This window comes from Tabrizicola sp. (genome assembly GCF_022842145.1).
GTDB lineage: Bacteria > Pseudomonadota > Alphaproteobacteria > Rhodobacterales > Rhodobacteraceae > Tabrizicola.
Genome location: NZ_JALHQD010000004.1, coordinates 44,226 through 69,949, shown reverse-complemented (window position 1 = coordinate 69,949; position 25,724 = coordinate 44,226). Strand labels below are relative to the sequence as shown.

Genomic DNA, 25,724 nt, shown 5'->3' with positions numbered 1-25,724 from the left:
ACGAGGTTGAGCGGTTGCTGGGATCCTGCCTACTGAATTTGCAGAGGTATGAGATCTTGATGAAGGTCCTTTTAGGTGAGCGCGATATTTCGGGAGCCGTCCAGTCGCACAACGACACCCGAGTTGCCCCGACAACTGATGTCAGGCGCAAAACGCTCGGAACCTTGGCCGGTGAGTTTCTCGGAGACTATCTAACCAGCGATGGGAACGCCGAAGCAGCATCGCCCCCCGTCGAAGACGGCTCCGCATCGTTCAGGATACGGTTACGAGTTGAGCTATCACCTGATGACTTCACTCAAACCGAGAGCAGCATCAAGGAGCTTGTGCTCTTGCGAAACAATCTGGTTCACCATTTCGTTGAGCAGTACGACCTCAGGAGTGCTGATGGTTGCCGACGGGCTGAGAGTGCCTTGATTGCGGCCTCGGATCAGATCAAGCACTCTTTGGACAGCCTCCGCGAGGAAGCGATAGCATTGGCCCGCCTGAAACAGCTCGCCGCAGAGGCCTTCAATACTGAGGGGATCCTCGACGACCTCATTCACGACAGAATCCCTTGGTGCCACACAGTAATCGCGATCGCTCTCCAGGAGGCAGCTGACGACCTGGCTCGTGACGGTTGGGCATCCGTTGCTGAAGCAGTGGATTGGGTTTTGGCACGGTACCCCGAAGAACTGCCCGAGCACTATGGATGTCGTAGCTGGCATCAGGTCCTTCAGGTGTCCGGCCTGTTCGAGTTGCACCGTCAACCCGGGGACCGGCGCGCGACACAATATCGGGTTAGAACCCGTTCCTCGAATTTGCATTGAGCGATAGACTAAGCCCATCGACGCCTCGGAAGCGTCATGTTGAAACGACCCGTCAGCTTGTCAATGTTGTTTTGCGTGACCGCATTAGCCTCGCCGAAGAGCCGGATGAGCAACCCCCTTCCTGTAAATCCCCGCCTGCTCCCTCAGCACACTGAAGCGCTTGGTGACCATGTTGAGGGCCTGACCTGTGATGCAGTCCTCGTAGACCTCCTCCACGCGGAACCAATGCTCAGGGACGTCGTCGAAGGCTTTGATCAACACGACGTCACCGGGTTCCATTGAACCACCCGGCCTTCAGCGCTTCCTTGAAGAGCGCCATCGCAAGGTCCTGGCTGACTTGCTTGGCCACGAGCAGAAGAAGGAAGAGGCTGAAGGACCCCCGTGCAGCAATGAAAAGACCCCCGGCTGAGCCGAGGGCCAAGATCGTCTTCATGGTATAAGCTCCTATATCTACTACCTAATTAGATACGGGAGAATACTCAGTTTCGTAAACCTCGTGGCTTGGGCACGCCATCCGGAACAATAAGTCGGACGCCGCGTTCAGTCGTAAGCCCTGCCGGAAGATCAATAGCGCGCCGCACCACTACAGTTAGTGGAAACTGACCACTGCTTCCCCCATCGGCCTCGCCTTGCAAGGTAATACCAGCCGTCGCGTCGCCGTCTGGCACGACCCGCTTAATCCCGTCGGGCACGTCGCGCGTCAAAAAGCCGGGCGGCGGAGAGACGAAGTCGATCTTACCCTCTGAAGCAAGTACAATCAGTCCAATTTCCAACGGCGGCAGCTCCCGCGCGCTAACCTTGACCGTCGACTGGATTTCTCCCGGATCAAGCACCTGAAATCCGCCAGGATCGAAGGACAAGAATCGATCCACGACAATTTGCCCGTCACCCATCATGACCGGCAGGTCATCACCAACTAAGAGCGTATCTGCCGCGTTCGACAGCGTGCCGAGATTAATGTGTCCCAACCGTCCGGCGACGACGGCGCGAAGATCGTCGCGGCCGAGAGCCTGACCGAATTCCGCAGCGATACCGCCCGGCTCTACGATGCGTATCCCGAGAAACCCCCGGTGGCACGGCGTATTGGCGAGATCCGCTTTGCCCCCTTCGAGCGCCACCAAAGCGGCGACCCCGACTACAGCCTTCACTCGCGCCGCACCTGCTCCCATGATCCGAAAGATAGTTGGCGAGCGCATTGATGCGATAAGATAGACATCTGTTTTGCCCTCAGGCACCTCGACCTCAGCCATACGAATAACGGGGTCATTTGGGACGTTCAGAGCGATGTTTGTAACCGCAGAGCCTGAATCCCCTTGTAGGACGACGATCTCGGCCGTCTTGGGCACTTCCGGAAGCGTGCACTGTATCCGTTTGCCACGCGAAGGATCCTCCGAGCGCGCACGTGACGTGGTGAATGCCCGAAAGGCAGCCTGTGCCTCTTCAACTTCAACGACATTGTTGTCATTGGCGTCCACCAGGCCGAGCAACCTGTCGGCGGATCGCCGAATCTCGACTTCGGTGATTGTTCCGTTTCCGTCTGCGTCCCACACCGGTTTCAGCGACCCGCCTTCCGTTCGCAGGCGCGTAAGGATGCCTTCTTCATCGACTGGCGCGATCGCTTCCTCGTACGTCACGGCGTCGTTGCTATCGCGATCTTGGCCAAGAAAAGTGCCCACATAGTCGAGCACTAAGGTCTCGCGTTGCTCCTCAGTTAACTCAATCAAGGCGTCCTGTCCCTGACCTCGGACACCTCCTTCCACCCTCGTGCGGCCGACGACCATGAGTTCGGAGCGAGTGACCACGCCATTACCGTCGAGGTCGTTCTCCGCCCAGGAGCGCGAAGTATTGGAACGCTGCCGTGCAATCACGACCCTCGCTGCCAATTCGCGATCAGCATCAGTAATGCCTGGCACGCCGTCGATATCGTCCTTCGCATAATCGATCATTAAAGTACTGATGACCGTACCCTTTGTTGCGCGAGATGATAAGCGGCCCAGGAGGTCAAGCCCGCGATACACTTCATCAAGCTCAAGCAAGCCAACATCAAGCTCCGTGGGGCCTTCTGAGGGAACATCGCCAGGACGGATGAACTCGATTTCGGCGGGCACCGGCATGGAGAGGATCACGAACGCAAGAGCTGCGAGCACTGTCAGCCTAGAAGGCATAATCCGATCCTCTCGAAGCAGTAAGGCGAAAAGGTGATAACGTACGTCCTATGTAAATCTGACTAGATCATAGCTTCGGGCCGCCAGAAACTAGATCTTTTTGTTGGAGGGCCGCCCCACCCTTTGCCCCACCGCCAACGACCCCGGCATCGTTTCGGTACAAGTCCTACCTCGGGCTTCGAATCCTAGCGCCCCAGCCAACCTTCTTCATTCAACATCCTGCGCAGTTGAGACGGCCGCCGCTGCGGCAGCCGCAGTCCGGCCCGGCTACCGCGTTTCCTCGTAATAAAAATCCCGTCCGATCTTGAAGCAGCGGAACTGCTCGGGCACCGGGGTCATCAGCCGCAGGAACGACCCACGGTAGGGGAAAAAGTTGAAATGCGGGTTGAACGTGTAGCGGTATTCCCGTTCACAGGGCACGACGATGATCAGCCGCCGCCGGGCAATCCGCCGCAGCTCGGCCACGGCCTTTCGGGGCTCAAGCAGGTGTTCAAGCAGGTGCGTGCACACCACGGTGTCGAATTCGCCGTCGGCAAAGGGCAGTTCCTCGACCTTGGCGGCGTGGAACTCGGTGCCGGGCGTGGCCACGATCCCGTCCACGATGAAGTCCGACCCGGCGACCCGCGCCAGGTCGGGACGGACGGCGCGGATCTGACGCACGAGGAAACCAGTCCCGCAGCCGATGTCGCAGACGCTGTTGCCGACGACCGACTTGACGATCTCGTCCACGCACCCCTTCGACAGGTCCGTGCCCTCGTGCACCCGGGGATGGTCGCGGTAGAGAGCGCCGTACTCCTCGGGGGTCAGGAAAGCCGAATTCTCACGGAACTCGGCAAGCCGCGTCACGTGGGCGCCCCAGGCCATGCGCGCCACGGCATGGAAGATCTGCGAGTCCCGCACGATCGGCGGAAGGAGATCCTCGAGAACGAAGCGCAGTCGGTTGGTGGTTTCTCGCTTCACGTGCACGACCTCGCTCGTTAAATCCGTCCCATTCCTGGCGTCGCCGACGACACTGCACAGGTCAGGATCGACGCGCATCCTGTCGGGACAGGCGACAATTGCAAGAGGATAACGGACAGGTCCTGCCGGACCGCGCGTGGCGCGTCGGGATTGCAACCTGCCGGTCCCGACGCGCTCCAGGCGACCAGGTGCGCTCGATCAGCCTGCGCCCCCGCCAATCTTCATTCCGCCGCCCGCAGAGCGACGCGGATCGCCAGGCCCCGTCCGCCCGGCCCCCGGTCCAAGGCCAGGCCGGCGTCCAGCGCCTGGGCGATCTCGGCCACGATATGCAGACCCAGACCCCTGGTGCCGGACCGCATCGCCTGTCCTGGTGCCAATCGGCTGCGCAGATCGGCGAAGGCGCTGTCGGACAAGGGCGGGCCGGTGTCGGTGACCGAAAGCTCCAGCCCGGAGGCGCCCAGATCGGCGAGATGCAGCGTGACCACGGTGTCGGGCGGGCAATGGGCAAGGGCGTTGCCGACAAGGTTGCGCAGCAGTTCACCCAGGAGGACCTCTTCGGTCAGGGCATGGGCGCTGTCGGGGCCGTCATAGCCCAGGTCCTGACCCAATCGGACCGCCTGCGGCATGAAATCCGCAGCAACGCTGCGCGCCACGGCCGCCGCATCGACCCGGCGCAGCGACGGCCTGGTTCCGGTCGCTTCAACCCGGGCGAGGAGAAGAAGCTGCTCCAACACCCTCTCGATCCGGACCAGCGCCGCATCCGCCTTGCCCAACGCGGTGCCGGCGTTGGTCTTTCCGGAAACGGCGATCTGTGTCCTGGCGACCGTCAGCGGGGTGCGGATCTGGTGATTGGCGTTGCTGGAGAAGTTCTGCAAGGCGGCCATCGCGCGGGACAGGCGCTGGAGAAAACCGTTCAGCGCGTCCACAACGGGGCGCAATTCTTCCGGGGCATCGGTGCGGACCGGAGTCAGGTCATGCGGCTCGCGGTCGGAAATGGCGCGGGACAGCCGGTCGAGAGGTCGCAGCGCATAGGTGGCGACGGTCCAGGCGACCAGCGCCGCGCCTGCAATCAGCCCCGCGATACGCAGGGCTGAACGGGACAGGATCGACCAGGCAAGGACATCGCGCGCGCGGGTGGTTTCGGCGACGGTGACGGTGAAGGGCAGCGTCCCCTCACCCGTGGTAAGCTCGCGCAGCAACGTGGCAGTGCGGATCGGGAAGGCTTCGTAGCGGGCGTCGGTAAGGGCAGTTTCCTGGCCAGCAATCAAAGAAACGGGCGCAAGGTCCTGATATCCAGTCAGAAAACCGTTCGGACCATCGACGCGGTAGAAGACCTGGTCCTGGGCCGTCGACGACAGCATGTCGAGGGCCGAGAAAGGGATGCTGACGGCAAGGCCGCCTTCTGCGTCGACGCTGACCCCTTCGGCGATCGCCATAGCCGATCCGATCAGCACCCGGTCCGAAACCTCGCGCGCGGTACGCAGGGCTTCGATCCGGGTGTCGAGAAGCGCCAGGGCACCGATGGCGGCGGTGGCGAGGACGAGCCAGACCAGGATCGTCCGACGAAGCGAGGCGGGCCGGTCAGTCACCGGAACAAGCCACAGGATGCGTCAGCCATGCGGTCAACCATTGGGGCGCTCCAGCATGTAGCCCAGCCCGCGGGCGGTGCGGAGCGTCAACCCGTGGGGGCCGAGGCGGCGCCGGAGGCGGCTGACGTATTGTTCGATGGCATTGTCGGACAGGATGTCGTCGAGCGAGGTAAGCGATTGGACAATGGCGTCCTTGCCGACGACCCGACCGGCACGGAGGAAGAAAAGCTCCAACAGCGCCAATTCGCGCGGGGGCAGGTCAAGGTGTTCATCCCCGACTGTAAAGCGGCGCGCGGTCATGTCGAATCGGACGCAGCCGATCTGCAGTTCCGAGGCGTGATGACCGGCCTGGCGGCGAAGGATCGAGCGGACGCGCGCCTCGAACTCGCCCACGTCGAACGGTTTGACCATGTAGTCATCGGCCCCGAGGTCGAGGCCCGCGATCCGCTCGGCAGGTTCACCGCGGGCGGTAAGGATCAGGATTGGAACGGGATTCTTCCTGGTGCGAAGCGAGCGGAGTACGGAAAGGCCGTCCTTTTCGGGCAAGTTGAGATCAAGGATCACAAGGTCGAAGCGTTCGGCACCGATCAGGGTTTCGGCAGACAGTCCGTCATGGATGACGTCCACGGCATAACCGGCACCGAGGAGGAGCGTGGTCAGCGCCTCGGCCAGCGGCAGGTCGTCCTCGACAAGCAGGATTCTCATGGTCGAAGCCTAGGCCAGTTGGTCGCGGTTGAGGAAGAGCGAAGGCGCTGGGGCAGATTATGTGAAGATCGACCGGCAACTCATTGGAGTAAAGCAGTAAAGAATAGACTACATTAAGGATGAAGCCTTGGACTTCAGTATTGCCCGTGCCTTCCGCCCCTGTCTGCGATCCACAAGATGGGCCCGGCCTCGGGAATTCCCGGCGAATCGAAACAGGTGTTCCGCGACCATACCGGCGGCGATGGTTGCCGGGGCGCGGGAGGTGCGGCTAGGCTGGGGCGATGTCATTGCTGCGCGCCTTCGTGGTCTGCCTTGCCCTGCCCGCCCATGCCGAGGTCGCGGTCTATCCCGCGCCCCAGGGCGGTGATCGGGAGTTGGTGGTCTATTCCTCGCTGGACTCTCCGCTGGCCCGGCCGCTGATCGAAGCGTTCCAGGTGATCCGGCCCGATGTCAGCGTCCGCTACGAGGACCTTTTAGCGGGAGAGATTGCCGCACGGGTGGTGGCGGAGACGGATGCGGGTCAGGCTTCGGCGGACCTGGTCTTTTCCTCGGCGATGGATGTGACCGTGAAGCTGGCCAATGACGGCTATGCCCGCGAGGCCGATGTGCCGGGTGCGGCGGCTTGGCCGGACTGGGCAGCATGGCGCAGCATGGTTTTTGCACTGACCTTCGAGCCCGGCGTGATCGTCTATCACCGCCCGTCGTTCCCGGATGGACCTCCTGACACGCGGGCGGCGCTGATCGACTGGCTGGAGACGGCGCCGAAGGGCAGTATCGGGACCTATGACATTGCAAGGTCTGCAGTGGGCTATCTGTACCTGATGCGGGACCAGGAGCATTTCGCCGATCTTTGGCCGCTGGTCCGCGCTATGGGGCGGGCCGGGGTGCAGACCTTTCCGACCTCGCAGGATGTCATCGACGGGGTGAACTCGGGACAACTGAAGCTGGGCTACAATGTGCTTGGGTCCTATGCGGCCGATCAGGCGACGCGGCTGCCGGATATCGGGCTGGTGCTGCCGCGGGACTATGTCGTGGTGATAAGCCGCGTGGCGCTGGTGCCAAGGGCCGCGGCTAACCCCGACCTCGGCGAGGCGTTCCTGGAGTTCCTGATGTCGCGGGACGGACAGACGGTGCTGGCCGAGCGGTTGCGCCTGCCGGCGGTCAGTCTGGAGGTCAGGGGCAAGGATTCGGCGGCCGCGATGCAGGAGGCGCTGGGGGCCAAGCTGCGGCCCGTCGCGGTGTCGCCGGGGCTTTTGGCCTATCTGGATGCGGCCAGCCGGGCGCGGGTGCTGGCGGAATGGAACGCGGCGCTGGAAGGCGGCGAGTAGCTTTCGGGAACATGTCAGGTTCGTGACAGGTTGCCGTGTTCTGCTGATGACGTTCCGGGGAGGGAGCCCCGGCGGATTCGGCAACCACGGTTGCCCCAAGGGAGGAAACAAGATGAAACACGCAATTCTGGGCGTGGCCTTCGCGGCTGCGCTGGCAGTTCCGGCGTTCGCGCAGGACTACACGATCATGGCCCCCGCCAACCCCGGCGGCGGCTGGGACGGCACGGCCCGCGCCATGCAGGAGGTGCTGCAGGCCGAGGGCATCGCGCCATCGGTCGAAGTGGTGAACGTCCCGGGCGCGGGCGGCACGGTGGGTCTGGCTCAGTTCGTCGCCGACAGCGCGGGCGATCCGACGAAGCTGATCGTTGGCGGCTATGTGATGGTTGGCGCGATCCTGACCAACGCCTCGCCCGTCACCCTGAAGGACGTGACGCCCATCGCGCGGCTGACCGGGGATACCCAGGCGATCGTGGTCCCGGCAGCGTCGGAGATCCAGACGCTTGGCGATCTGGTCGAGAAGCTGAAGGCCGATCCGGGTGCGGTCAGCTGGGCCGGTGGCTCGGCGGGCGGCACGGATCACATCACCGTGGGTCTGCTGGCGAAGGCGGCGGGCGTTGATCCGACCAAGATCAACTACATCGCCTTCTCGGGCGGCGGTGAGGCGATGGCGGCGATCCTGGGCAATCAGGTGACGGCGGGCGTCTCGTCGGTCGGCGAATTCCAGGAGCAGGTGAAGGCCGGGACGATGCGGCTCTTGGCAGTGTCCTCGGCCGAACGTCTGCCGGGCATCGACGCGCCAACCATCAAGGAAGCGGGCTTCGACGTCGTGCTGGAGAACTGGCGGATGGTCGCGGCTGCTCCTGGTCTGACGCCGGAACAGGTGGCGAAGATCAGCGCCGATATGGAGAAGCTGAACGGCAGTGCCGGGTGGACCAAGATGCTGACCGACAAGGGTTGGACCAACACCTACCTCGCCGGTGACGCCTTCGCCACGCAGCTGGACGCGGATATCGCGGCGACCGAAACGGTCCTGCGCGACATCGGTCTGGTCAAGTGAGCCAGGGGATCTCCCCCGAGCGCCGCCCCCCCAATCGTTCGCGGGGGGCGGCGTTCATCATTGCGGCCGGACTGGCGGGGATTGCCGCGCTGATCCTGGTCGATGCGGCCGGGCTGAAGCAGGACGGCGGCTATGCCGGTGTCGGTCCGGGCGACGTGCCGCGGATCATCGCCTACGGACTTCTGGTCCTGTCGGTGCTGACGGTGGTTTCGGGGTTGAAGGGCGACCTGCCACGGCCGCCGCGGCAGGCCCCTGCCCCGGTCTTCTGGATTCTGGGCGGACTTTTGGGCCAGGTGGCCTTCCTGCATGTGGTGGGATTCGTGATCTCGGGGGCGCTTCTTTTCGGCATGACCGCGCGGGGTTTCGGACAGCGGCCCTTGTGGAAAGCGGTGGCGGTGGGGATCGGGCTGGCGCTGGTGATCTACGGGGTCTTCGATCAGCTTTTGCAGCTGAACCTGCCGGCGGGACCGCTGGAGCGGCTGATTTTCGGGGGCTGAGGGATGGATAGCTTTTCGCTGCTGATGCAGGGTCTGTCGGCGGCAATGGACCCGATGATCCTGCTCTATGCGCTGATCGGGGTGACACTGGGCACTGCCGTGGGGGTCTTGCCGGGCATCGGGCCCGCCTTGACGGTGGCCCTGTTGCTGCCCGTCACCTATGGGCTGGACCCGGCGGGGTCGCTGATCATGTTTGCGGGGATCTACTACGGGGGCATGTATGGCGGGTCGACGACATCGATCCTGCTGAACACGCCGGGAGAAAGCGCGTCCATCGTGACGGCCATCGAGGGCAACCAGATGGCGCGGCAGGGGCGCGGCGGTCCGGCTTTGGCTACGGCGGCCATCGGAAGTTTCGTGGCAGGGCTGATCGCGACGCTGCTGTTGGCGTTCCTGGCACCGCAGGTGGTGAAGCTGGCACTGACGCTGGGGCCACGCGAGTATTTCGCGCTGATGGTGCTGGCCTTTGTCACGGTCTCGGCCACCTTTGGCGACAGCGCGTTGCGGGGGCTGACCTCGCTCTTTATCGGGCTGGCCCTCGCCTGCGTCGGGATCGACGGGCTGACGGGTGCTGCGCGGCTGACCTACGGGGTGCCGCAGCTGATGGACGGGATCGAGACGACGACGCTGGCCGTCGCCCTGTTCGCCATCGGCGAGGCGCTGGCTGTGGCGGCGATGCTGACGCCGCCGGACGGAATGCACAAGATCACGGGCAGCGTGCGGATGACGGCGACCGACTGGCGGCGGTCCTGGAAGGCCTGGCTGCGGGGAACCTTCATCGGCTTTCCCATCGGTTCGATGCCTGCGGGGGGCGCGGACGTGGCCTCGTTCCTGTCCTATGCGGCGGAACGCAAGCTGACCCGCCACCCGGAAGAGTTCGGCAAGGGCGCCATCGAAGGCGTGGCGGGGCCGGAAGCGGCCAACAACGCGGCCGCGGCGGGGACTTTGGTGCCGCTCCTGACGCTGGGACTGCCGACAACGGCGACGGCGGCGATCATGCTGGCGGGGTTCCAGCAGTTCGGGTTGCAGCCGGGACCGCTGCTGTTTGTCATGAACGCCGAGTTGGTCTGGACGCTGATCGCCAGCCTTCTGATCGCCAACCTGATGCTGGTGGTCCTGAACCTGCCGCTGATCGGGCTGTGGATCAAGCTTCTGTCCATCCCGCGACCCTGGCTTTACGGCGGCATCCTGCTGTTCGCGACCCTGGGCACCATAGGGGTCAATCCGTCGCCGGTCGAACTGGGGATGCTGATCCTGTTCGGCCTGATGGGCTACGGGATGCGGCTTTACGGTTATCCCATCGCACCCGTGGTCGTGGGGCTGATCCTGGGTCCGATGGCCGAACAGCAGCTGCGTCGGGCACTGTCGATTGCGCAGGGTGACTGGACGACGCTGGTCGCGACCCCTGTCTCGGCCACGCTGCTGGGCATATCGGCGGTATTCCTGATCGTTCCGATGCTGATGCGGCTGCGCGGACGGGGCCGGGTGTTGAGCCAGGTGGCGGGGGACGCGGACTGACGGCCTGCCCTGTCGGTCACCAGACCGGCGGGGCGTTCATGACAGCCCCGACGAACCTGCGGCTAGATCGTGATCTTCGCGAACCCGTCGCGCAGCGCGGTGGACCAGGCGTCGGACATGGCGCGGAACTGGGGATCACCAGCCTCGATCCGGCGGCGGAGCGTGACCTTCAGCGCATCGCGTTCGATCACCGCTAGGTCCAGCGGCATGCCGACCGACAGGTTGGACCGCAGCGTCGAATCCATCGACAGAAGCACAGCTTTCTGTGCGTCCGAAAGGCTGGTCGTCGGCTTCACCACGCGGTCAAGGATCGGCTTGCCGTACTTGTGTTCACCGATCTGCAGGAATGGGGCATCCTCGGTCGCCTCGATGAAGTTGCCTTCCGGGTAGATCAGGAACATCCGCATCGCCCCGCCCTTGCGCTGACCGGCGACGATCATGCTGGCGCTGGCGCCTTGCGCGGCGGAGAGCTTGTGGTCGATTTCCGCGCGGACCGCGGCCAGCTGGTTGCCGACGATCTCGGCCACCTTCAGCAGGGTCGGAGCCAGCAGGATCGAGGTGTCGGGCGTGGCCTCGGGGTCCTCGATCGCCTCACGCAGCTGGGCGATGGTGGTCTGGGTCACGGAGAGGCTGCCCGCGGTCATGATGACGATGACGCGCTCGCCCGGGTCTTCGAAGGTGAACATCTTCTTGTAGGTCGAGATGTTGTCGAGGCCCGCATTGGTGCGCGTGTCCGACAGCATCACCATGCCTTCGTTCAGCATCAGCCCCACACAGTACGTCATCGGCCGTCCCTTGATTCCAGGCCCCTGCGTGGGGGCCTCTTTGCGGCTGCAGACTATTGGGCCGCCTGCTGGACCGCAACCGTCACATCCATGTCTTCGTGCCCACCGCCACGGGCGATGCCGCGGATCGGGGCGGCGTCCTGCGCATCGAAGCCGGACCCCAGACGGATGTAGCGCGCATCCGGGCAGCAGCGGTTCGCCGGGTCGAAACCGACCCAGCCGAGGCCGGGGATGTGCACCTCGGCCCAGGCATGGGCGGCCTCGTGCGCGGAGCCGTCTTCGGTGGCGGACAGATAGCCCGAGATATAGCGCGCCGGGAAACCTCGATGCCGCGCACAAGCGATCAGCGCATGGGCGTGGTCCTGGCAGACGCCTTCACCCAGCGCCAGCGCCTCGGCCGCAGTGGTGTGGGCATGGGTCACGCCCGGACGATAGGAGATCGCGTCCGCCACGGCGGCGGACAGTGCGTGGGCCAGCGCCAGCGGATCGGGCGCGGTCGGGCCATCGGCCAGCGCAATCAGCGCTACGTCAAGCCGGGTCGGCAGAGTGTCGCGCAGGTAGCAGTCGGGAGACACAGACTCGCGGTGGCCGCGCAGGACCCCGGCCAGGTCCTCGGTCTCGACCGTGCCGCGGACGTGGACGACAACCTCGGTCACCGGGCCCGGGATGGTCCAGGCCTGGATCTGGTCGCCGGCCCCGTCGCGGTGCCGCGCCCCCTTGCGGCCGCCCGAGACGGTCACGTCCCAGTCGATGACCTTCTGGCCAGCATGGCTTGTCGGCGACAAGCGGTGGCTTTGCACCACGGACCGCACCGGATGGTCATAGCTGTAGCGGGTCACGTGATCGACTGTCAGGCGCATCAGCGCATCTCTCCGCTGAGGTAGGCGTCATGGATCGCGTTGGCCAGACCGGCGGCATCGGCGATGTAACGGGTGAGAAATTCGTGCAGGCCCTCTTCGAAGATCGCGTCCACGGTCGCGCCGTCGATCCCGGCATGCAGGTTCTGTGCCGTCGACTGGGCATCGGTCTCGCGGCCGTAGGATTTGGCCAGACGACCGAGGTGGTTCGTGAGCCCCGCCGTGCAGGTGGCAAGCGAGCGTGGCGATTGGGGGTTTCGGATGAGGAAGTCGGCGATCTTCACGGCGGTGACGTCGCCGCCATAGGCCCAGTGGAAGGCGCGCTGCGCCCCCATAGCGCGCAGAAGCGTGGTCCACTGGTAGTTGTCGAGACCGGAGCCGACGAAATCGACGCGCGGAAGAAGGACGTAGTATTTCACGTCCATCAAACGCGCCGTGTTGTCGCCGCGTTCCAGATAATAACCGATGTTCAGGAAGTTGAACCCGTCGTCGCGCAGAAGCGTGGCGTCTATGGCGCCGCGCAGCATGGCGGCATGGCGCATGGTCCAGTCGGTAAGCCGCGAAAGTTCCAGCGAGGAGCGTTCGGCGCGTTCCAGCTGCTTCAGTTCCTGAAATGCGGTGTTCAGGGCGTCCCAGACCTGGGAGGTAAGTGCGGTGCGGACGATGCGGCCGTTCTCGCGCGCGGCGGTGATGCAGCTGGCGATGGACGAGGGGTTGTCACGGTCGAAGAACAGGAAGCTTTCGATGTTCCGCTGCACCGGGTCGCCGTATTTATGCGCGAAGGATTCTGCCATGCCCGTCGCGTGCAGAAGACTGTCCCATTCGCTGCGGTAGCCCTGCGCACTGGGCAGCAGGCTGATGCGGGAGCCGACCTCCAGCAGGCGCGCGACGGTGTCGGCGCGCTCCATGTAGCGGGCGATCCAGTAGAGATTGTCGGCGGTCCGGCTCAACATGACATCACTCCGCCAGAACCCAGGTGTCCTTGACCCCACCGCCCTGCGACGAGTTCACCACCAGCGAACCTTCCTTCAGCGCGACACGGGTCAACCCGCCCGGAACGAGTTCGATCCGCTCCCCGACCAGGCAATAGGGCCGCAGGTCGACGTGTCGGGGGGCGACCCCCTCATCGACGAAGGTCGGGACGCTGGAAAGCGCCAGCGTCGGCTGGGCGATGTAGTTCGACGGGTCCTCGATGATCTTGTGGCGGAAGGCCTCGACCTCGGCCTTGCTGCATTTCGGCCCGACCAGCATCCCGTAGCCGCCCGAGCCGTGGACCTCTTTCACGACGAGTTCCGGCAGCTTGTCCAGCACATAGCTCAGGTCATCCGGTTTGCCGCATTGCCAGGTGGGTACGTTGTTCAGGATCGGCTCTTCGCCAAGGTAGAAGCGCACCATGTCGGGGACATAGGTGTAGACGGCCTTGTCGTCTGCCACCCCTGCCCCGGGTGCCGAGCAGATTGAGACGCCGCCCGAGCGGTAGACGTCCATCAGGCCGGGGATGCCCAGCATGCTGTCGGGCCGGAAACAGAGCGGATCAAGGTAGGCGTCGTCGATCCGGCGGTAGATGACGTCCACCCGCTGCGGACCTTCGGTCGTGCGCATGTAGACGTATTCACCGTCGACAAAGAGGTCCTGCCCCTCGACCAGCTCCACTCCCATCAGGTCGGCGAGAAGCGAGTGTTCGTAGTAGGCGCTGTTGAAGTGACCGGGAGTCAGGATCACCACGGTGGGTTCGCCCCTGCACTTCGCCGGGGCCACGCTGGCCAGAGTCCGGCGCAGTTTTTCCGAGTAGTTGTCGACGGGTTCGATCCGGTTCTCGCGGAAAAGGTCGGGGAACATCCGCATCATGATCTCGCGGCTTTCCAGCATGTAGCTGACCCCGCTGGGCGTGCGGCAGTTGTCCTCCAGCACGTAGAATTCGTCCGGCCCGGTGCGGACGATGTCGACGCCGACGATGTGGGAGTAGACGCCCTTCGGGGGCACGAAACCGGCGACGGCCTTTTCATAGGCCTCGTTCTGGTAGACCAGACGCGCGGGGATGCGGCCGGCACGGATGATCTCGCCCCGGCCATAGACGTCGACGAGAAACGCGTTCAGCGCACGGGCCCGCTGCTTGATGCCACGTTCCAGTTTGGCCCATTCAGCGCCTGAGAAGACGCGGGGGAACATGTCGAAGGGGATAAGCCGGTCAGGATCGCCCCCTTCGCCGTAGACGGCAAAGGTGATGCCGATGCGGCGGAACAGGGCCTCGGCCTCGGCCTGCTTGAGGCTGCGCAGTTCCTGCGGCATCTGCGAGACCCAGTTCTGCAGGCGCGCATAGGGCGGGCGGACTTCGACCCCTTGATACATCTCGTTGAACTGGGTCACTGGTTCCCCCGGACTGCCTTCCGGATGACTAGAGCAGAGCCCCGGGGCGTCGAAAAGGCCCGCGATGCGAAATCCGCCATGCCCGTGATCAACTGCACAAGTTTTGTGCAGACCCGGCGTGATCAGAGCCGGATGCGCACCCGTCCCCGGCCCAGCACCCGGTCCTTGACGCGGCCCTTGAGCGAACGGTGCACCAGATGCTCGTGGTCCCGCAGGAACACCCGGCCGTTGATCTCGGGATCGCGCATCAGCGCGAGGGTGGCGCCCCATTCGGCGGCGACGGCGGGATCGACACCGTCCGGGATGCCCTTGCGGGGCCGGTGGGTGCCCGGAACCCAGTCGTTCACGACGATACCGGGAAAGCGGTCGCCAAGGTCTGCGACCAGCGCCCGCGTCAGGATGCGCAGCGCCCCTTTCGAGACGGAATAGCCGGCGGCAAGCGGCGCGGGACTGACATCGGCGAAGGTGACGACATTGATGATCCGGCCCGTGCCCTTCTGCACCATCGCGGGCAGCACCTCGTGGCAGCAGTTGAAGGCTCCGCCAAGGTTCAGTTGCACGGTGTCCATGAAGGAGGCCGGGGTTTCGTCCAGGATGTCGCGGTCGGGATAGGTCTCGGCGTTGTTGACCAGGATCGTCGGTGAGCCGAGCCGGTCGCGGATCACACCGAAGGCGCGGGCGACCTCTTCGGGCTGGCGGACATCGGCGGCGATGGACAAAACCCCCTCGGTCTCGAACGGCTCACGCGCGATACCGGCGACAGCGATGCCCCTTCGCACCAGCGCCAGGGCCAGTTCCTTGCCCAGGCCCCAGCTGGCCTCGGTTATCACGGCGATTTCGGCGAGTTCATGCATTGAATGTCCGTTCTGCATCAGCTCGCTTTGCGCCGGGAGGCGATGAGCCGCGCTGCCACGATGTCCCCGACCCGGAGCGCATTCGCAGCAATGGTAAGGCTGGGGTTAACCCCCATCGAGGTTGGCATGAAGGACGCATCCGCGACGTAGAGGTTGTCGAGGTCATGCGCCTTGCAGTCGGCATCCAGGACCGAGGTCGCGGGATCCGATCCGAAACGCAAGGTGCCGCTGGGATGGCCGAAATTCAGCGCCGGACCGAAGTTGAGAAACATCAGCCGATGCTGGGCCAGCTTCTGCCGCATCAACTGCCGGAACAGCGCCCGGCGGGCCTTCAGCTCGGTCGAGACCTGGTAATGGATCAGCGGAATTTCCGGATCCTCGGGATGCGGCTCGACCCGGTTGTCGGCATAGGGAAGATCCTCAAGCAGCCCGACAAGAACGGTGGCCGATCCGAAGACATCAGCGCCGATCCTGGCCGCAAGCGTTGCCAGGCGAGAGGCCCCCGGAATGCGGCGGAGCCTGCTGCGCGACAGGATCCCCTTGAGGTGCCCCGCGATCTGTCCGGCATCCGCCGCGACGCCCATCGACTGGACCAGACCCAGGCGCTGGTCCTCATGCGTGTAAAGATCGCGGAACGAAAGCGTCCGGGTGGCGCCGACTGCCGGGCTGCCGCGACGGGGCCAGAACGCCACCATCTCGGACAGGTGGAACATCAACCCGCGACCCACCATTCCGCTGGAATTGGCGCATCCCGCGGCATGGCTGCCGGTCGACCGCAGCAGGAGGTTGGGCGAATTCAGCGCGCCGGCAGCCAGCACGACGACATCCGCCACCAGCCGGTATTCGTGCCCGTCGACCCTGACGCGCACGGCGGTGATCCGGCCATTGGCCTCGATCAACTCCTCGACCGTGCAGTCGGCAAGCAGGGTCGCATTGCCGGTTTCGAGTGCTGGCTCCACCCCGGCCGAGCGGCCATCCATCTTGCACAGGCGCGGGCATTTGCGGCCCAGACAGTCGGTGCAACCGGGCAGCCGCCGCAGCGCCTCATGCGCGCGGTACGGGTTCAGGCCCGCGGCGCGCAAGTCGGTGAACATGCGCGCTTCGGCGGCAGTCAGCGGCGGAGCGGGCAGTTGCGGCCCCGGCAGGTCCGAGAGCGGGTCCTTCTCGCCCCGGACGGACAGCAGGTCCTGGGCCTGGGAGAAGTAGGCCCGGAACGCGTCAAACCCCACCGGCCAGCCGCCCGTCGGGTGCGGTATGGTGTTGGTCGCTTCCAGATCATGGCGTTCGGGCGCTTCGGCTGCAGCAGCGTAGAAGACCGAGGACCCCCCGACACCGCTGCCCAGCGGGCCGAAAAAGCGTTGCGGTCGCCCGCCGTCGATCCGCGTCTCGATCGGGGTTGGCCAGTAACCCCAGGCCTGACGGGTCGCATAGTCGGTCAGATCACCCCGCAGGTCCTGGCCTTCGGTCCGGTGGCCGACGGGACCCTTTTCCAGGAAAAGCACAGACAGTCCGCGCTCGGCCATCTTGCGACCGATGATGCCACCACCCACGCCGGTGCCGATGACGATGACGTCCCAGGTGCGGCCTGCGGCCCAGGCTGCGGGAGCCTGTCCGGCAGAGATCGCCCTTTGTGCAGGCGCCAACGCCATTACGAGACACCCAACCTGTACCAACCTACATGCCTGTCGGCCATGCCTGCCATCCTGCCCTTGGGCTCGGATCAACCCGTCCGTTACAGCGCGGGCCGCAGCTTGCCCGACGCCTCTTATATCCGGATCGGGGGTGAAGCCGCCCGACCGTGCAAATCAGAATTCGTTGGCCAAGACTGCCAGCGCCCAGCCCAATGAGTGTTCCAACCCGTCTTCGTCGTCGGCGGACCCTTGCCTGTTTTCCTGTCTCCAGCAAGCGTTTTATCTGAAGTTTTCCACAGTCCGGCAACGATCCGCGGGGTTCAGGTCACTTGTTTTGCAATGTGCTGCCTGCAAGCCACAAGAGATAAACTTCGTGCAAAACCGGACTGTTCGTCCGCATTGACAAATTGTCGGACCCACGCGAGACATTGTCCATGGGGACTTCGCGCTCCCCACGAGGCGACAGCCGAAGTTCGCGTTTCACAGTCCTGATACACTCTTAGCCCAAGGACCGCGGATGCCTGCGCCTGATGCCATCTCCTGCGAGAAGCTTGTCAAACTGATTGGAACCTCCAAGGCCCCGGTCATTCTGGATGTCAGACGCCATGCGTTGCGCCAGTCGGATCCGCGCGCCATTCCAGCCGCGCGGCTTCTGGAGGAAGCCGCCTTGCACCCTGCCGGCGCTGCCGCTCTGGCACCGGGGCTTGCGGGACAGTCGATCGTTGTCGTCTGCGCTGCAGGACACGGGCGCAGTCAGGGTCTTGCGGCAGTTCTGCGCGCCGAGGGACTTTCGGCGGAGTATCTGGAGGGTGGGCAGGAGGCCTGGATTGCAGCAGGTCTGCCAACCATGGACACCACCAAGCTTGGCGGGCGCGATCACCAGGGACGCAGTCTTTGGATCACCCGGTCGCGGCCGAAGATCGACCGCATCGCCTGCCCCTGGCTGATCCGCCGCTTCATCGATCCGCGGGCGGTCTTCCTGTTCGTGGCCCCCGCCGAGGTCCAGTCGGTTGCCGAGGCGATGGGCGCGGCCGCTTTCGACATCGAGGATGTGTTCTGGAGCCACCGGGGCGAGCTTTGCACCTTCGACACGCTGATTGCCGAGTTCGGCCTGCGGCTTCCGGCGCTGGACCGGCTGGCGACCATCGTCCGGGGGGCCGATACGGACCGGCCCGAACTTGCACCGGAATGTGCGGGGCTGCTTGCGGTCTCGCTGGGGCTTTCGCGGATGTTCACCGACGACCAGGCACAACTGGAGGCGGGGCTGTCGCTTTACGATGCCTTCTATCGCTGGGCCCGAGATGCCACGGACGAGACGCATGGCTGGCCCAAGAACGGGAAGACGAAATGAAGGAAAGACCCGAACATCCCTCACTGGCCGAGGCCACGCGGGTCTGGGCGAAGATTGCAGCGCTTTCCTTCGGCGGTCCCGCCGGCCAGATCGCGGTGATGCACCGCGTGCTGGTCGAGGAAAAGCGCTGGCTTGGCGACGGGCGGTTTCTGCATGCGCTGAACTTCTGCATGCTGCTTCCCGGACCCGAGGCGCAGCAGCTTGCGACCTATATCGGCTGGCTCATGCATGGCGTGCGCGGCGCTCTGGTGGCGGGCCTTCTGTTCATCCTGCCCGGCGTCGTGTCGATCATGGCGCTGTCATGGATCTATGCGGCCTATGGACAGGTGGGCTTCGTCGCGGCTCTGTTCTTCGGGCTGAAGGCGGCCGTGCTGGCGATCGTCCTGCAGGCGGTGGTGCGGGTCGGGCGACGGGCGCTGCGCAACGGGGCGATGCGCGCCATCGCGGCGGCCTCGTTCCTGGCGATCTTCGCGCTGCAGGTGCCTTTCCCGCTGATCATCGCCGTCGCCGCGCTGATCGGCTGGGCGGGGGCCAAGGCCGGGCTTGCCGCCTTTCGGCCCGGCGGCGGGCATGCCGCGGTGGGCAATACCCATGTCGACGATGCCGCCACGCTTCTGGGCGAGGAAGCCGCCCTGCCCCCGACCGCCCGCCGCGACGCGCTGCGTGCCGGGCTTGCCGCGCTTGCTCTTTGGCTGCTGCCGGTCGCAGCCATTCTTCTGTTGGCGCCTGGCAGCGTCTTTGCCGACATCGCCACCTATTTCTCGAAGCTTGCGGTGCTGACCTTCGGCGGGGCCTATGCCGTGCTGGCCTGGGTCGCGCAGGAGGCGGTCGGGACCTATGGCTGGCTGGAGCCGGGCGAGATGCTGGATGGTCTGGGCATGGCGGAAACCACGCCGGGGCCGCTGATCATGGTGTTGCAGTTCGTCGGCTTCATGGGTGCCCTGCGCGAGGCGGGCTGGGCGCAGCCCTACCTGGCCGGCACGCTGGGCGGTCTGCTGACAACCTGGGTGACCTTTGCACCCTGCTTTGCCTGGATCTTCCTGGGCGCCCCCTTCATGGAAGGCCTCCGCCGGAACGTGGCCCTGTCTGCCGCACTGTCCGCGGTCACCGCGGCGGTGGTGGGGGTGATCCTGAACCTGGCGATCTGGTTTGCGATCCACGTGGTCTGGAGCGAGGTGACCCGCGTCACGCTTGGCCCGCTGGCGATGGAACTGCCGGTGCCGGGGTCGATCAACTGGATTGCGGCGGCCCTGTCGGCGCTGGCTATCCTTGCCGTGTTCCGGCTGAAGCTGGGCATGGCGACCGTGCTGCTTGGGGCCGCCGGTCTGGGACTTGGACTGCATCTAGTCGGGCTGGCCTGACCCCTGCGGCGAGGATCGGCGAGGCGTCTCAGTGGTCAGCCAGCAACCAGGATCCGGGCTTCGTGGGCCTTGAGCGAGACGCGGGCGCTGGGGAAGGCCGCGGTGTCGGCTGCCAGCTGGGGGAATAGTTCCAGCACTTCCGCACGCGCCGCGCTTTCCAGGGCGTCGATCGTCCGCTCGGCGGGCTGGAAGCTTTCGGTCCATGCGCCGTTGGACAAAAGGATTTCATGCCGGTCGAACAGGACGTGGACATAGGTGACGCCGTCCTCGGGACATTCCCGGGTCACGCCGGCCAGCCCGACCAAGTGCTTGGCCGGTACCAGGACCTCGTCCTCGGCGAAGTAAAGCTCGGCCGCGGCGCCCTCGACCAGCAGCCGGTGCTGTGGCGAGACCAGAAGCGCGGTTGCGGGACCGGACCCGAACAGCGCCCCCGGTGCGATCCGGATCGGTTGCAGGGCGGGCCTGGCGATGAGTTCGCGCCGCGAAAGCTGCCGCTGACCGACCCAACGCAAGGGTTGCAAGCCATGATCCCGGGTCTGGACCAGATCGCCCGGCCGCAACACCTCGACCGCCACGTCGCCCCGGTCGGTCAGGATCCGGGTGCCGAGGGTGAAGCAGACGATGACCAGGTTTTCGATGTCCGAGAAGGACAAGGTGCCAAGAACCGTGACCCCGTCGGCCGCGAAGAAGGTGATCACTCCGTTCTCGGCGTTCAGCGGGTCGTAGGCGATGTCCAGCCGATCCCAGCCGAAGCCGGTGATGTCGATGGTCTGGCTGTCGTTGTCCGAGCCGCCAAGACCGCCGTCGATCGTTTCGGCCCCCACGACATCCGAGAAGGCGAAGAAGAACTGGTCCTCGTCGTCTCCGCCGAACAGGCGGTCGGTGCCGGCCCCGCCATAGATGGTGTCCTGGCCCGTTCCACCAGAGATGATGTCGTCGCCGGTGCCGCCCGCCAGGATGTCGCGCCCCACGCCGCCGTCGACCGTGTCATTCCCACCGTCGCCGGAGATCGTGTCGTCGTCTGCCCCGCCGAACAGACTGTCGCCACCGTCAAGGCCCGCGATGCTGTCGTTGCCGAGGCCACCGTAAAGGACGTTGGTATAGGCATCCGCCGGGTCGGTGCTTGATCCGTCGAAGCCCACCAGCGTGTCGTTGAACACCGACCCCAGAATACCGTCCACACCGGCTCCGGAGTCGCCGACCGCAAAACCGCCGGAAAAGCCCCCGGTCGCAAGGTTGACTGAAACGGCGGCATTGGAATCGCTGTAGTCCAGGAAATCCAGCCCGGTGCCGCCTTCGAAACGGTCGCCGCCGTCGCCCCCGCGCAGGGTGTCGTCGCCGTTTCCGCCGATCAGGCTGTCGGTGCCGTCCTCGCCCAAAAGGAAGTCGGAGCCGTCGCCGCCGTCCAGCGTATCCGCGCCGGCCCCGCCGTAGATCGTGTCGGTTCCGGCGTCACCGAAGGCGTTGTCATTCTCGGTTCCGGCGTAGACCAGATCGTCGTTGTCGCCGCCGCGCAGCGAGTCCACCCCCGCCCCGCCGTACAGCGTGTCCAATCCCGTGCCGCCGAAAAGGGTGTCCGCCTCGGAGCCGCCGTCAAGAATGTCGTTCCCGGCGTCGCCGTACAGCGTGTCGGTCCCGGCATCACCGAAAAGGGCGTCGAGGCCGTCGTTGCCGAAGATCAGGTCGCCGTCGTTGCCGCCGTAAAGCGTGTCGGCATCCGCACCACCGTAAAGCGTGTCGATGCCGGCCTCGCCGAACAGGCTGTCGGTTCCGGCGTCGCCCCAGAGAAGATCGCCATCGCCGCCGCCAAAAAGCTGGTCGGCATCGTTGCCGCCATAAAGCCGGTCGAGACCTGCTTCACCGTAAAGCGTGTCGATGCCATCATTTCCGGCAAGAGTGTCCGCTTCGATCCCGCCGAACAGAAGGTCGGCGTCGGCCCCGCCATAAAGGACATCCAGCCCCGCACCGCCGTAAAGGCTATCAAGGCCCGCAGCCCCCGAAATCAGGTCTCCGCCACCTTCGCCCTGCAGGTTGTTGCCAAGAGTGTCTCCGGTGATGGTGTCGGCACTGGTGCCGCCAATGACGCCCTCGATTCCCGAGAGGGTATCGCTGCCCTCGCCCGTGGCCGTGTTGGTCCCGAGATTCACAGTGACCGAGGCGCCAACGCCCAGATAGCTGGCGAAATCAAACCCGTCGCCGCCGATCAAGCTGTCGTCGTTGGACCCGCCGTAGAGCGTGTCGTTGCCGGTCCCGCCGTCGATCAGGTCAGAGCCGGTGCCTCCGTAAAGGATGTCATCGGCCGTCAGCCCGCGCAGCGTGTCGCTACCGCCGCCACCATAGATGATGTCGTTGAAGTTTCCGTCGTTGTCACCGACCAGGCTGTTGCTGCCCGACCCGCCGTAGATCGTCGCCATGCACGCTCCGGTCCTGCGTCGCGTCCGGCCTCGACCTCGGTTGCAGCCGTGGCGCATTCAAGGCCGGGGAAGCGGAATATGAACGGAAGGTTAACAAATCGTCGGAATATCACCACTGCGGATAGCAGATTTACGCCAATTAGTCACCACATCTATGCAACTGGGCAACAGATCGCTCAAAAGGTTAGCACTCGCCCATTCATTCGGCTGCACTCCGATCTGACCTCGGTCAGTTGCAGTCGCTGCGGGGCCTCCAGGTCATTCGGCTTCAACGAAGACCTCGTTCCGCTTCTTGCGGATGGCCGGCAAGAGCATCACCACCAGCACCGCGACCGTCAGAAGCAAAAGCGTTAGGCTTATGGGACGGGTCACGAAGGTCGAAGGATCGCCACGCCCCAGGATCATCGCCCGGCGCAGGTTCTCTTCCAGCATCGGGCCAAGGACGAAGCCCAGCAGCAACGGTGCCGGCTCGCAGCGCAGTTTCAACAGCGCGTAGCCCATGAGGCCGAAGAAGGCGACAGTGTAAAGGTCGTAGACGTTCGAATTGACGGAGTAGACCCCGATGGAACAGAAGGCCATGATGATGGGGAAAAGGACGTGGTAGGGCACCTTCAGAAGCTTCACCCAAAGCCCGATCAAGGGCAGGTTCAGGATCACCAGCATCAGGTTGCCGATCCACATGCTGGCGATGATGCCCCAGAAAAGCTCGGGCTGCTCGGAGGCGACGTTTGGTCCGGGCACGATGCCCTGGATGATCATCGCGCCGACCATGAGCGCCATCACCGGGTTGGCGGGGATGCCAAGGGTCAGAAGCGGAATGAAGCTGGTCTGCGCGCCGGCGTTATTGGCTGATTCCGGTCCCGCGACCCCGGCGATCGCGCCATGGCCGAATTCCTCGGGGTGGTTGGAGAGGCGCTTTTCCACCGTGTAGGACGCGAAAGAGGCAAGGACCGCCCCGCCCCCCGGCAGGATGCCCAGGACCGAGCCGATTGCCGTGCCGCGCAGCATGGGGGCAACCATGCGTTTCAGATCCTCGCGCGACGGAAAGAGACCGCCCAGTTTCGTACCAAGGACGGTGCGGCCCTGCTCGCCTTCCAGATTGCGCAGGATTTCGGCGATGCCGAAGACCCCTACCGCCAGCGCCACGAAAGACAGTCCGTCGGCGTATTCGGTGACACCGAAGGTGAAACGCGGCGCGCCGGTGTAGATGTCGGTGCCGACAAGGCCTAGGATCAGACCCAGGACGACCATCGCCAGGGCCTTCAGGATTGACCCGTGCGCCAGCGCGATGGCCGACACAAGGCCGAGGACCATCAGGCTGAAATACTCCGCCGCGCCGAATTTCAGGGCGATGGCGGTCAGAGGCGGAGCGAAGAGGGCGACCAGAAGCGTGGCCACGGTCCCTGCGAAGAAGGACCCCAAGGCGGCCACGGCCAGCGCGGTGCCCGCCTTGCCTTTGCGCGCCATCTGGTAGCCGTCGATGGCGGTCACGGCGGATGAGCTTTCTCCCGGCATGTTGATCAGGATCGCCGTCGTCGAACCGCCATACTGCGCGCCGTAGTAGATGCCGGCCAGCATGATCAGCGAAGAGACGGGTTCCAGCTGGAAGGTGATCGGCAGCAGCATCGCGATGGTCGCGGTGGCCCCGATCCCCGGCAGGACGCCGATCAGGGTGCCCAGGATGACACCGATCAGGCAGAAGAACAGGTTTTCCGGCGAAGCGGCGGTCGCGAAGCCGAGCGAGAGGTTGGAGATCAGGTCCATTGGATCGCCTTAGAATGGAAGCCAGGGGCCGAAGCGCCGGAACGGCAGGCCGAGACCATAGGAAAAGACCACGGTGGCAAAGACCGTGACGCCCGCCGCAAGCAGCAGCGCCCAGTGCAGGCGCATCTTGAACGACGCCAGCGCCGCGATCAGCGTGGTCAGGAAGATGGCGGGCACGAAGCCAAGGCCGCGGACCGTCAGCCCGAAGAAGATCGGGGCGGGCAGGATGAAGAAGACCCCGCGCCAGGCCAGCGTGCCGATCCCCTCGCTGCCGCGGTCATGGACGGACTTCGCGACAATCGCCAGACCCAAGAGGATCAGGATGCCCGACAGCACCAGCGGGAAATAGCCCGGGCCCATTCGGAAGGCGGTGCCGATCTCCAATCCCAGGGATTGCACCCCGAAGAGAAGGCCGAACAGGATGAACAAAAGGCCGGCAAGCGCGTCGGTCCAGTCGATGGTGATCTTGTGCATGGCATGGCGCCTCCCCTCGCCAAGGTGAAAGGGGGCGCCGGTCGCGCCCCCTTTGATCCGTCAGTCTGCGTAGACGCCGGCAGTCTCGATGATCGGCTTCCAGCGGGTGATCTCGGCTTCCAGCTTGGCCTTCAGCGCCTCGGGCGTCGCATCGGCGGCGGGAGACGGGGCGGTACCCAGCTCGGCCAGCTTTTCGGCGATGCCAGGGTCTGCAAGCGCGGTCTGCAGCGATGTGCTAAGGCGCGCAATCACCTCGGGCGGGGTGCCCTTCGGCGCGTAAAGCCCGTGCCAGACCGAGACCTCCATCCCGGGGAAGCCACCTTCGGCCACGGTCGGCAGGTCAGGGAAGATGTCCAGACGCGCAGGCGTCGTGACCGCATAGCCCTTGATCGTGCCGCCCTTGATCTGCTCGGTCGTGTTGGTGGTCTGGTCGCACATGATGTCGATCTGGCCGCCCAGAAGTTCCGTCATCGCGGGGCCGGTACCCTTGTAGGGAACGGTCACGATCGGCGCTTCGACCGCTTGCATGAAAAGCATCCCGCACAGATGCGAGGCCGCCCCGATCCCGGCGTTGGCCATCGTGATCGTGTCGGCGTTTTCCTTGACGTAGGTGATGAGCGAGGCGAAATCGGCGGGTTCAAAGTCCTTGCGGGCGACGATGGTCATCGGAACCTCGGTGACGAGGCCGATGTATTCGAAGGCTTCGGTCGGTTTGTAGGCGAGGCTGCGGTACAGCGTGGCGCTGGTCGCCATGCCGATGTGGTGCAGAAGGATGGTGTAGCCGTCGGCCTCGGCCCCGGCGACGTTGCCAGCGCCCAGCGTGCCACCCGCACCGCCGACGTTCTCCACGATGATCTGCTGGCCAAGGTCGGCCGACATGCGTTCGGCGATCAGGCGACCGACCGTATCGGTCGGGCCGCCTGCCGCGAAGGGGACCACCATCGTGATCTGGCGGTCGGGATAGGTCTGCGCGAGTGCGGCGGATGCGGTCAGGACCGCGCCGGCGGCAAGGCCGGCAAGTCTCGTTGTCAGTGCCATGATGTCCTCCCAGACGTGGCTTGGTGTCCCCGGGCGGCTTCCTCCTCCGCCCGGGCTGCGGACAGGGGGGCGTGAAACCGGGGGCCGGACAAAGGAAACCATGGCGCTGCAGGAATGTTTCGCGGTCTGGAGTGGCGGCCTTGGGTGGAAATGGCCCCATAGCGCCCGTGGTCATGGGTGGATTTCCACCCATCCGGGGCGGA

General features: G+C 64.9%; 22 protein-coding genes. 7 read left to right on the top strand and 15 right to left on the bottom strand.

Annotated elements, in window-relative coordinates:
- Positions 1-59 precede the first annotated feature (59 nt).
- Positions 60-806, top strand: a complete 747-nt coding sequence (locus Q0C42_RS11390) for an OST-HTH/LOTUS domain-containing protein (RefSeq protein ID WP_295075532.1) — start codon at positions 60-62, stop codon at positions 804-806.
- A gap of 265 nt (positions 807-1,071) precedes the next feature.
- On the opposite strand, the gene Q0C42_RS11385 is transcribed toward Q0C42_RS11390, so the two are convergent.
- The 5 genes from Q0C42_RS11385 to Q0C42_RS11365 all read right to left on the bottom strand — a co-directional run bounded on the left by Q0C42_RS11385 (position 1,072) and on the right by Q0C42_RS11365 (position 6,225).
- On the bottom strand, positions 1,072-1,239 hold the full coding sequence (locus tag Q0C42_RS11385; protein WP_295075529.1) for a hypothetical protein: 168 nt from the start codon (positions 1,237-1,239) through the stop codon (positions 1,072-1,074).
- A 46-nt stretch (positions 1,240-1,285) separates the two neighbouring features.
- Positions 1,286-2,920: a hypothetical protein gene (locus tag Q0C42_RS11380; RefSeq protein WP_295075526.1), complete on the bottom strand. Its 1,635-nt coding sequence runs from the start codon at positions 2,918-2,920 to the stop codon at positions 1,286-1,288.
- A gap of 318 nt (positions 2,921-3,238) precedes the next feature.
- Entirely contained in the window at positions 3,239-3,931 is a 693-nt protein-coding gene (locus tag Q0C42_RS11375) for a methyltransferase domain-containing protein (protein ID WP_295075524.1), read from the bottom strand.
- A 221-nt stretch (positions 3,932-4,152) separates the two neighbouring features.
- Positions 4,153-5,520, bottom strand: coding sequence for a sensor histidine kinase (locus Q0C42_RS11370; RefSeq protein ID WP_295075521.1), 1,368 nt, complete (start codon positions 5,518-5,520; stop codon positions 4,153-4,155).
- Between the two features lie 33 nt (positions 5,521-5,553).
- Positions 5,554-6,225 (bottom strand): response regulator, encoded by a 672-nt coding sequence (locus Q0C42_RS11365; RefSeq protein ID WP_295075518.1) that lies wholly within the window; start codon positions 6,223-6,225, stop codon positions 5,554-5,556.
- A 281-nt stretch (positions 6,226-6,506) separates the two neighbouring features.
- On the opposite strand from Q0C42_RS11365, the gene Q0C42_RS11360 reads away from it, so the two are divergent.
- From Q0C42_RS11360 to Q0C42_RS11345, 4 genes are all read left to right on the top strand, one after another.
- Positions 6,507-7,553 (top strand): ABC transporter substrate-binding protein, encoded by a 1,047-nt coding sequence (locus tag Q0C42_RS11360; RefSeq protein WP_295075515.1) that lies wholly within the window; start codon positions 6,507-6,509, stop codon positions 7,551-7,553.
- Positions 7,554-7,665: 112 nt separating this feature from the next.
- Positions 7,666-8,610, top strand: a complete 945-nt coding sequence (locus Q0C42_RS11355) for a tripartite tricarboxylate transporter substrate binding protein (RefSeq protein ID WP_295075512.1) — start codon at positions 7,666-7,668, stop codon at positions 8,608-8,610.
- Positions 8,607-9,107, top strand: coding sequence for a tripartite tricarboxylate transporter TctB family protein (locus Q0C42_RS11350; RefSeq protein WP_295075509.1), 501 nt, complete (start codon positions 8,607-8,609; stop codon positions 9,105-9,107). The genes Q0C42_RS11355 and Q0C42_RS11350 overlap by 4 nt, the downstream gene beginning before the upstream one ends.
- Positions 9,108-9,110: 3 nt before the next feature.
- On the top strand, positions 9,111-10,625 hold the full coding sequence (locus tag Q0C42_RS11345) for a tripartite tricarboxylate transporter permease (RefSeq protein ID WP_295075506.1): 1,515 nt from the start codon (positions 9,111-9,113) through the stop codon (positions 10,623-10,625).
- A gap of 62 nt (positions 10,626-10,687) precedes the next feature.
- Here Q0C42_RS11345 and Q0C42_RS11340 read toward each other — a convergent pair whose 3' ends face one another.
- The 6 genes from Q0C42_RS11340 to Q0C42_RS11315 all read right to left on the bottom strand — a co-directional run bounded on the left by Q0C42_RS11340 (position 10,688) and on the right by Q0C42_RS11315 (position 17,137).
- Positions 10,688-11,410, bottom strand: coding sequence for a proteasome-type protease (locus Q0C42_RS11340; RefSeq protein WP_295075502.1), 723 nt, complete (start codon positions 11,408-11,410; stop codon positions 10,688-10,690).
- A 53-nt stretch (positions 11,411-11,463) separates the two neighbouring features.
- Entirely contained in the window at positions 11,464-12,270 is an 807-nt protein-coding gene (locus Q0C42_RS11335; protein WP_295075499.1) for a transglutaminase family protein, read from the bottom strand.
- Positions 12,270-13,220, bottom strand: coding sequence for an alpha-E domain-containing protein (locus Q0C42_RS11330; protein WP_295075495.1), 951 nt, complete (start codon positions 13,218-13,220; stop codon positions 12,270-12,272). The genes Q0C42_RS11335 and Q0C42_RS11330 overlap by 1 nt, the downstream gene beginning before the upstream one ends.
- Before the next feature lie 4 nt (positions 13,221-13,224).
- Positions 13,225-14,616, bottom strand: coding sequence for a circularly permuted type 2 ATP-grasp protein (locus Q0C42_RS11325; RefSeq protein WP_295076282.1), 1,392 nt, complete (start codon positions 14,614-14,616; stop codon positions 13,225-13,227).
- A 140-nt stretch (positions 14,617-14,756) separates the two neighbouring features.
- Positions 14,757-15,488 carry an SDR family NAD(P)-dependent oxidoreductase gene (locus tag Q0C42_RS11320; protein ID WP_295075492.1) on the bottom strand — a complete coding sequence of 244 codons (732 nt, stop codon included), beginning with the start codon at positions 15,486-15,488 and terminating at the stop codon, positions 14,757-14,759.
- A 17-nt stretch (positions 15,489-15,505) separates the two neighbouring features.
- Positions 15,506-17,137, bottom strand: coding sequence for a GMC family oxidoreductase (locus Q0C42_RS11315; protein WP_295075489.1), 1,632 nt, complete (start codon positions 17,135-17,137; stop codon positions 15,506-15,508).
- A 499-nt stretch (positions 17,138-17,636) separates the two neighbouring features.
- Between Q0C42_RS11315 and Q0C42_RS11310 the strand changes: the two genes are divergently transcribed.
- Together Q0C42_RS11310 and chrA are read left to right on the top strand one after the other, a co-directional pair.
- Entirely contained in the window at positions 17,637-18,470 is an 834-nt protein-coding gene (locus Q0C42_RS11310; protein WP_295075486.1) for a sulfurtransferase/chromate resistance protein, read from the top strand.
- Positions 18,467-19,831: a chromate efflux transporter gene (gene chrA, locus Q0C42_RS11305; RefSeq protein WP_295075483.1), complete on the top strand. Its 1,365-nt coding sequence runs from the start codon at positions 18,467-18,469 to the stop codon at positions 19,829-19,831. Before Q0C42_RS11310 ends, chrA begins: the two co-directional genes overlap by 4 nt.
- 35 nt (positions 19,832-19,866) lie before the next feature.
- Here the strand turns inward: chrA and Q0C42_RS11300 are convergent, their stop codons facing one another.
- The 4 genes from Q0C42_RS11300 to Q0C42_RS11285 form a co-directional block, all read right to left on the bottom strand.
- A complete protein-coding gene (locus Q0C42_RS11300; protein ID WP_295075480.1) occupies positions 19,867-22,245 on the bottom strand; it encodes a Hint domain-containing protein in 2,379 nt (792 codons plus the stop codon).
- Positions 22,246-22,503: 258 nt separating this feature from the next.
- Complete coding sequence (locus Q0C42_RS11295) at positions 22,504-24,009, bottom strand: tripartite tricarboxylate transporter permease (RefSeq protein ID WP_295075477.1); 1,506 nt, start codon at positions 24,007-24,009, stop codon at positions 22,504-22,506.
- A gap of 9 nt (positions 24,010-24,018) precedes the next feature.
- A complete protein-coding gene (locus tag Q0C42_RS11290) occupies positions 24,019-24,483 on the bottom strand; it encodes a tripartite tricarboxylate transporter TctB family protein (protein ID WP_295075474.1) in 465 nt (154 codons plus the stop codon).
- Positions 24,484-24,543: 60 nt separating this feature from the next.
- On the bottom strand, positions 24,544-25,521 hold the full coding sequence (locus tag Q0C42_RS11285; RefSeq protein ID WP_295075471.1) for a tripartite tricarboxylate transporter substrate-binding protein: 978 nt from the start codon (positions 25,519-25,521) through the stop codon (positions 24,544-24,546).
- Between the last annotated feature and the right edge of the window lie 203 nt (positions 25,522-25,724).

Coding starts and splice junctions, on each gene's coding strand:
- Q0C42_RS11390 (WP_295075532.1), top strand. CDS start 60: ATGAAGGTCCTTTTAGGTGAGCGCGATATTTCGGGAGCCGTCCAGTCG.
- Q0C42_RS11385 (WP_295075529.1), bottom strand. CDS start 1,239: ATGAAGACGATCTTGGCCCTCGGCTCAGCCGGGGGTCTTTTCATTGCT.
- Q0C42_RS11380 (WP_295075526.1), bottom strand. CDS start 2,920: ATGCCGGTGCCCGCCGAAATCGAGTTCATCCGTCCTGGCGATGTTCCC.
- Q0C42_RS11365 (WP_295075518.1), bottom strand. CDS start 6,225: ATGAGAATCCTGCTTGTCGAGGACGACCTGCCGCTGGCCGAGGCGCTG.
- Q0C42_RS11360 (WP_295075515.1), top strand. CDS start 6,507: ATGTCATTGCTGCGCGCCTTCGTGGTCTGCCTTGCCCTGCCCGCCCAT.
- Q0C42_RS11355 (WP_295075512.1), top strand. CDS start 7,666: ATGAAACACGCAATTCTGGGCGTGGCCTTCGCGGCTGCGCTGGCAGTT.
- Q0C42_RS11345 (WP_295075506.1), top strand. CDS start 9,111: ATGGATAGCTTTTCGCTGCTGATGCAGGGTCTGTCGGCGGCAATGGAC.
- Q0C42_RS11340 (WP_295075502.1), bottom strand. CDS start 11,410: ATGACGTACTGTGTGGGGCTGATGCTGAACGAAGGCATGGTGATGCTG.
- Q0C42_RS11335 (WP_295075499.1), bottom strand. CDS start 12,270: ATGCGCCTGACAGTCGATCACGTGACCCGCTACAGCTATGACCATCCG.
- Q0C42_RS11330 (WP_295075495.1), bottom strand. CDS start 13,220: ATGTTGAGCCGGACCGCCGACAATCTCTACTGGATCGCCCGCTACATG.
- Q0C42_RS11325 (WP_295076282.1), bottom strand. CDS start 14,616: ATGTATCAAGGGGTCGAAGTCCGCCCGCCCTATGCGCGCCTGCAGAAC.
- Q0C42_RS11320 (WP_295075492.1), bottom strand. CDS start 15,488: ATGCATGAACTCGCCGAAATCGCCGTGATAACCGAGGCCAGCTGGGGC.
- Q0C42_RS11315 (WP_295075489.1), bottom strand. CDS start 17,137: ATGGCGTTGGCGCCTGCACAAAGGGCGATCTCTGCCGGACAGGCTCCC.
- Q0C42_RS11310 (WP_295075486.1), top strand. CDS start 17,637: ATGCCTGCGCCTGATGCCATCTCCTGCGAGAAGCTTGTCAAACTGATT.
- chrA (WP_295075483.1), top strand. CDS start 18,467: ATGAAGGAAAGACCCGAACATCCCTCACTGGCCGAGGCCACGCGGGTC.
- Q0C42_RS11300 (WP_295075480.1), bottom strand. CDS start 22,245: ATGGCGACGATCTACGGCGGGTCGGGCAGCAACAGCCTGGTCGGTGAC.
- Q0C42_RS11295 (WP_295075477.1), bottom strand. CDS start 24,009: ATGGACCTGATCTCCAACCTCTCGCTCGGCTTCGCGACCGCCGCTTCG.
- Q0C42_RS11290 (WP_295075474.1), bottom strand. CDS start 24,483: ATGCACAAGATCACCATCGACTGGACCGACGCGCTTGCCGGCCTTTTG.
- Q0C42_RS11285 (WP_295075471.1), bottom strand. CDS start 25,521: ATGGCACTGACAACGAGACTTGCCGGCCTTGCCGCCGGCGCGGTCCTG.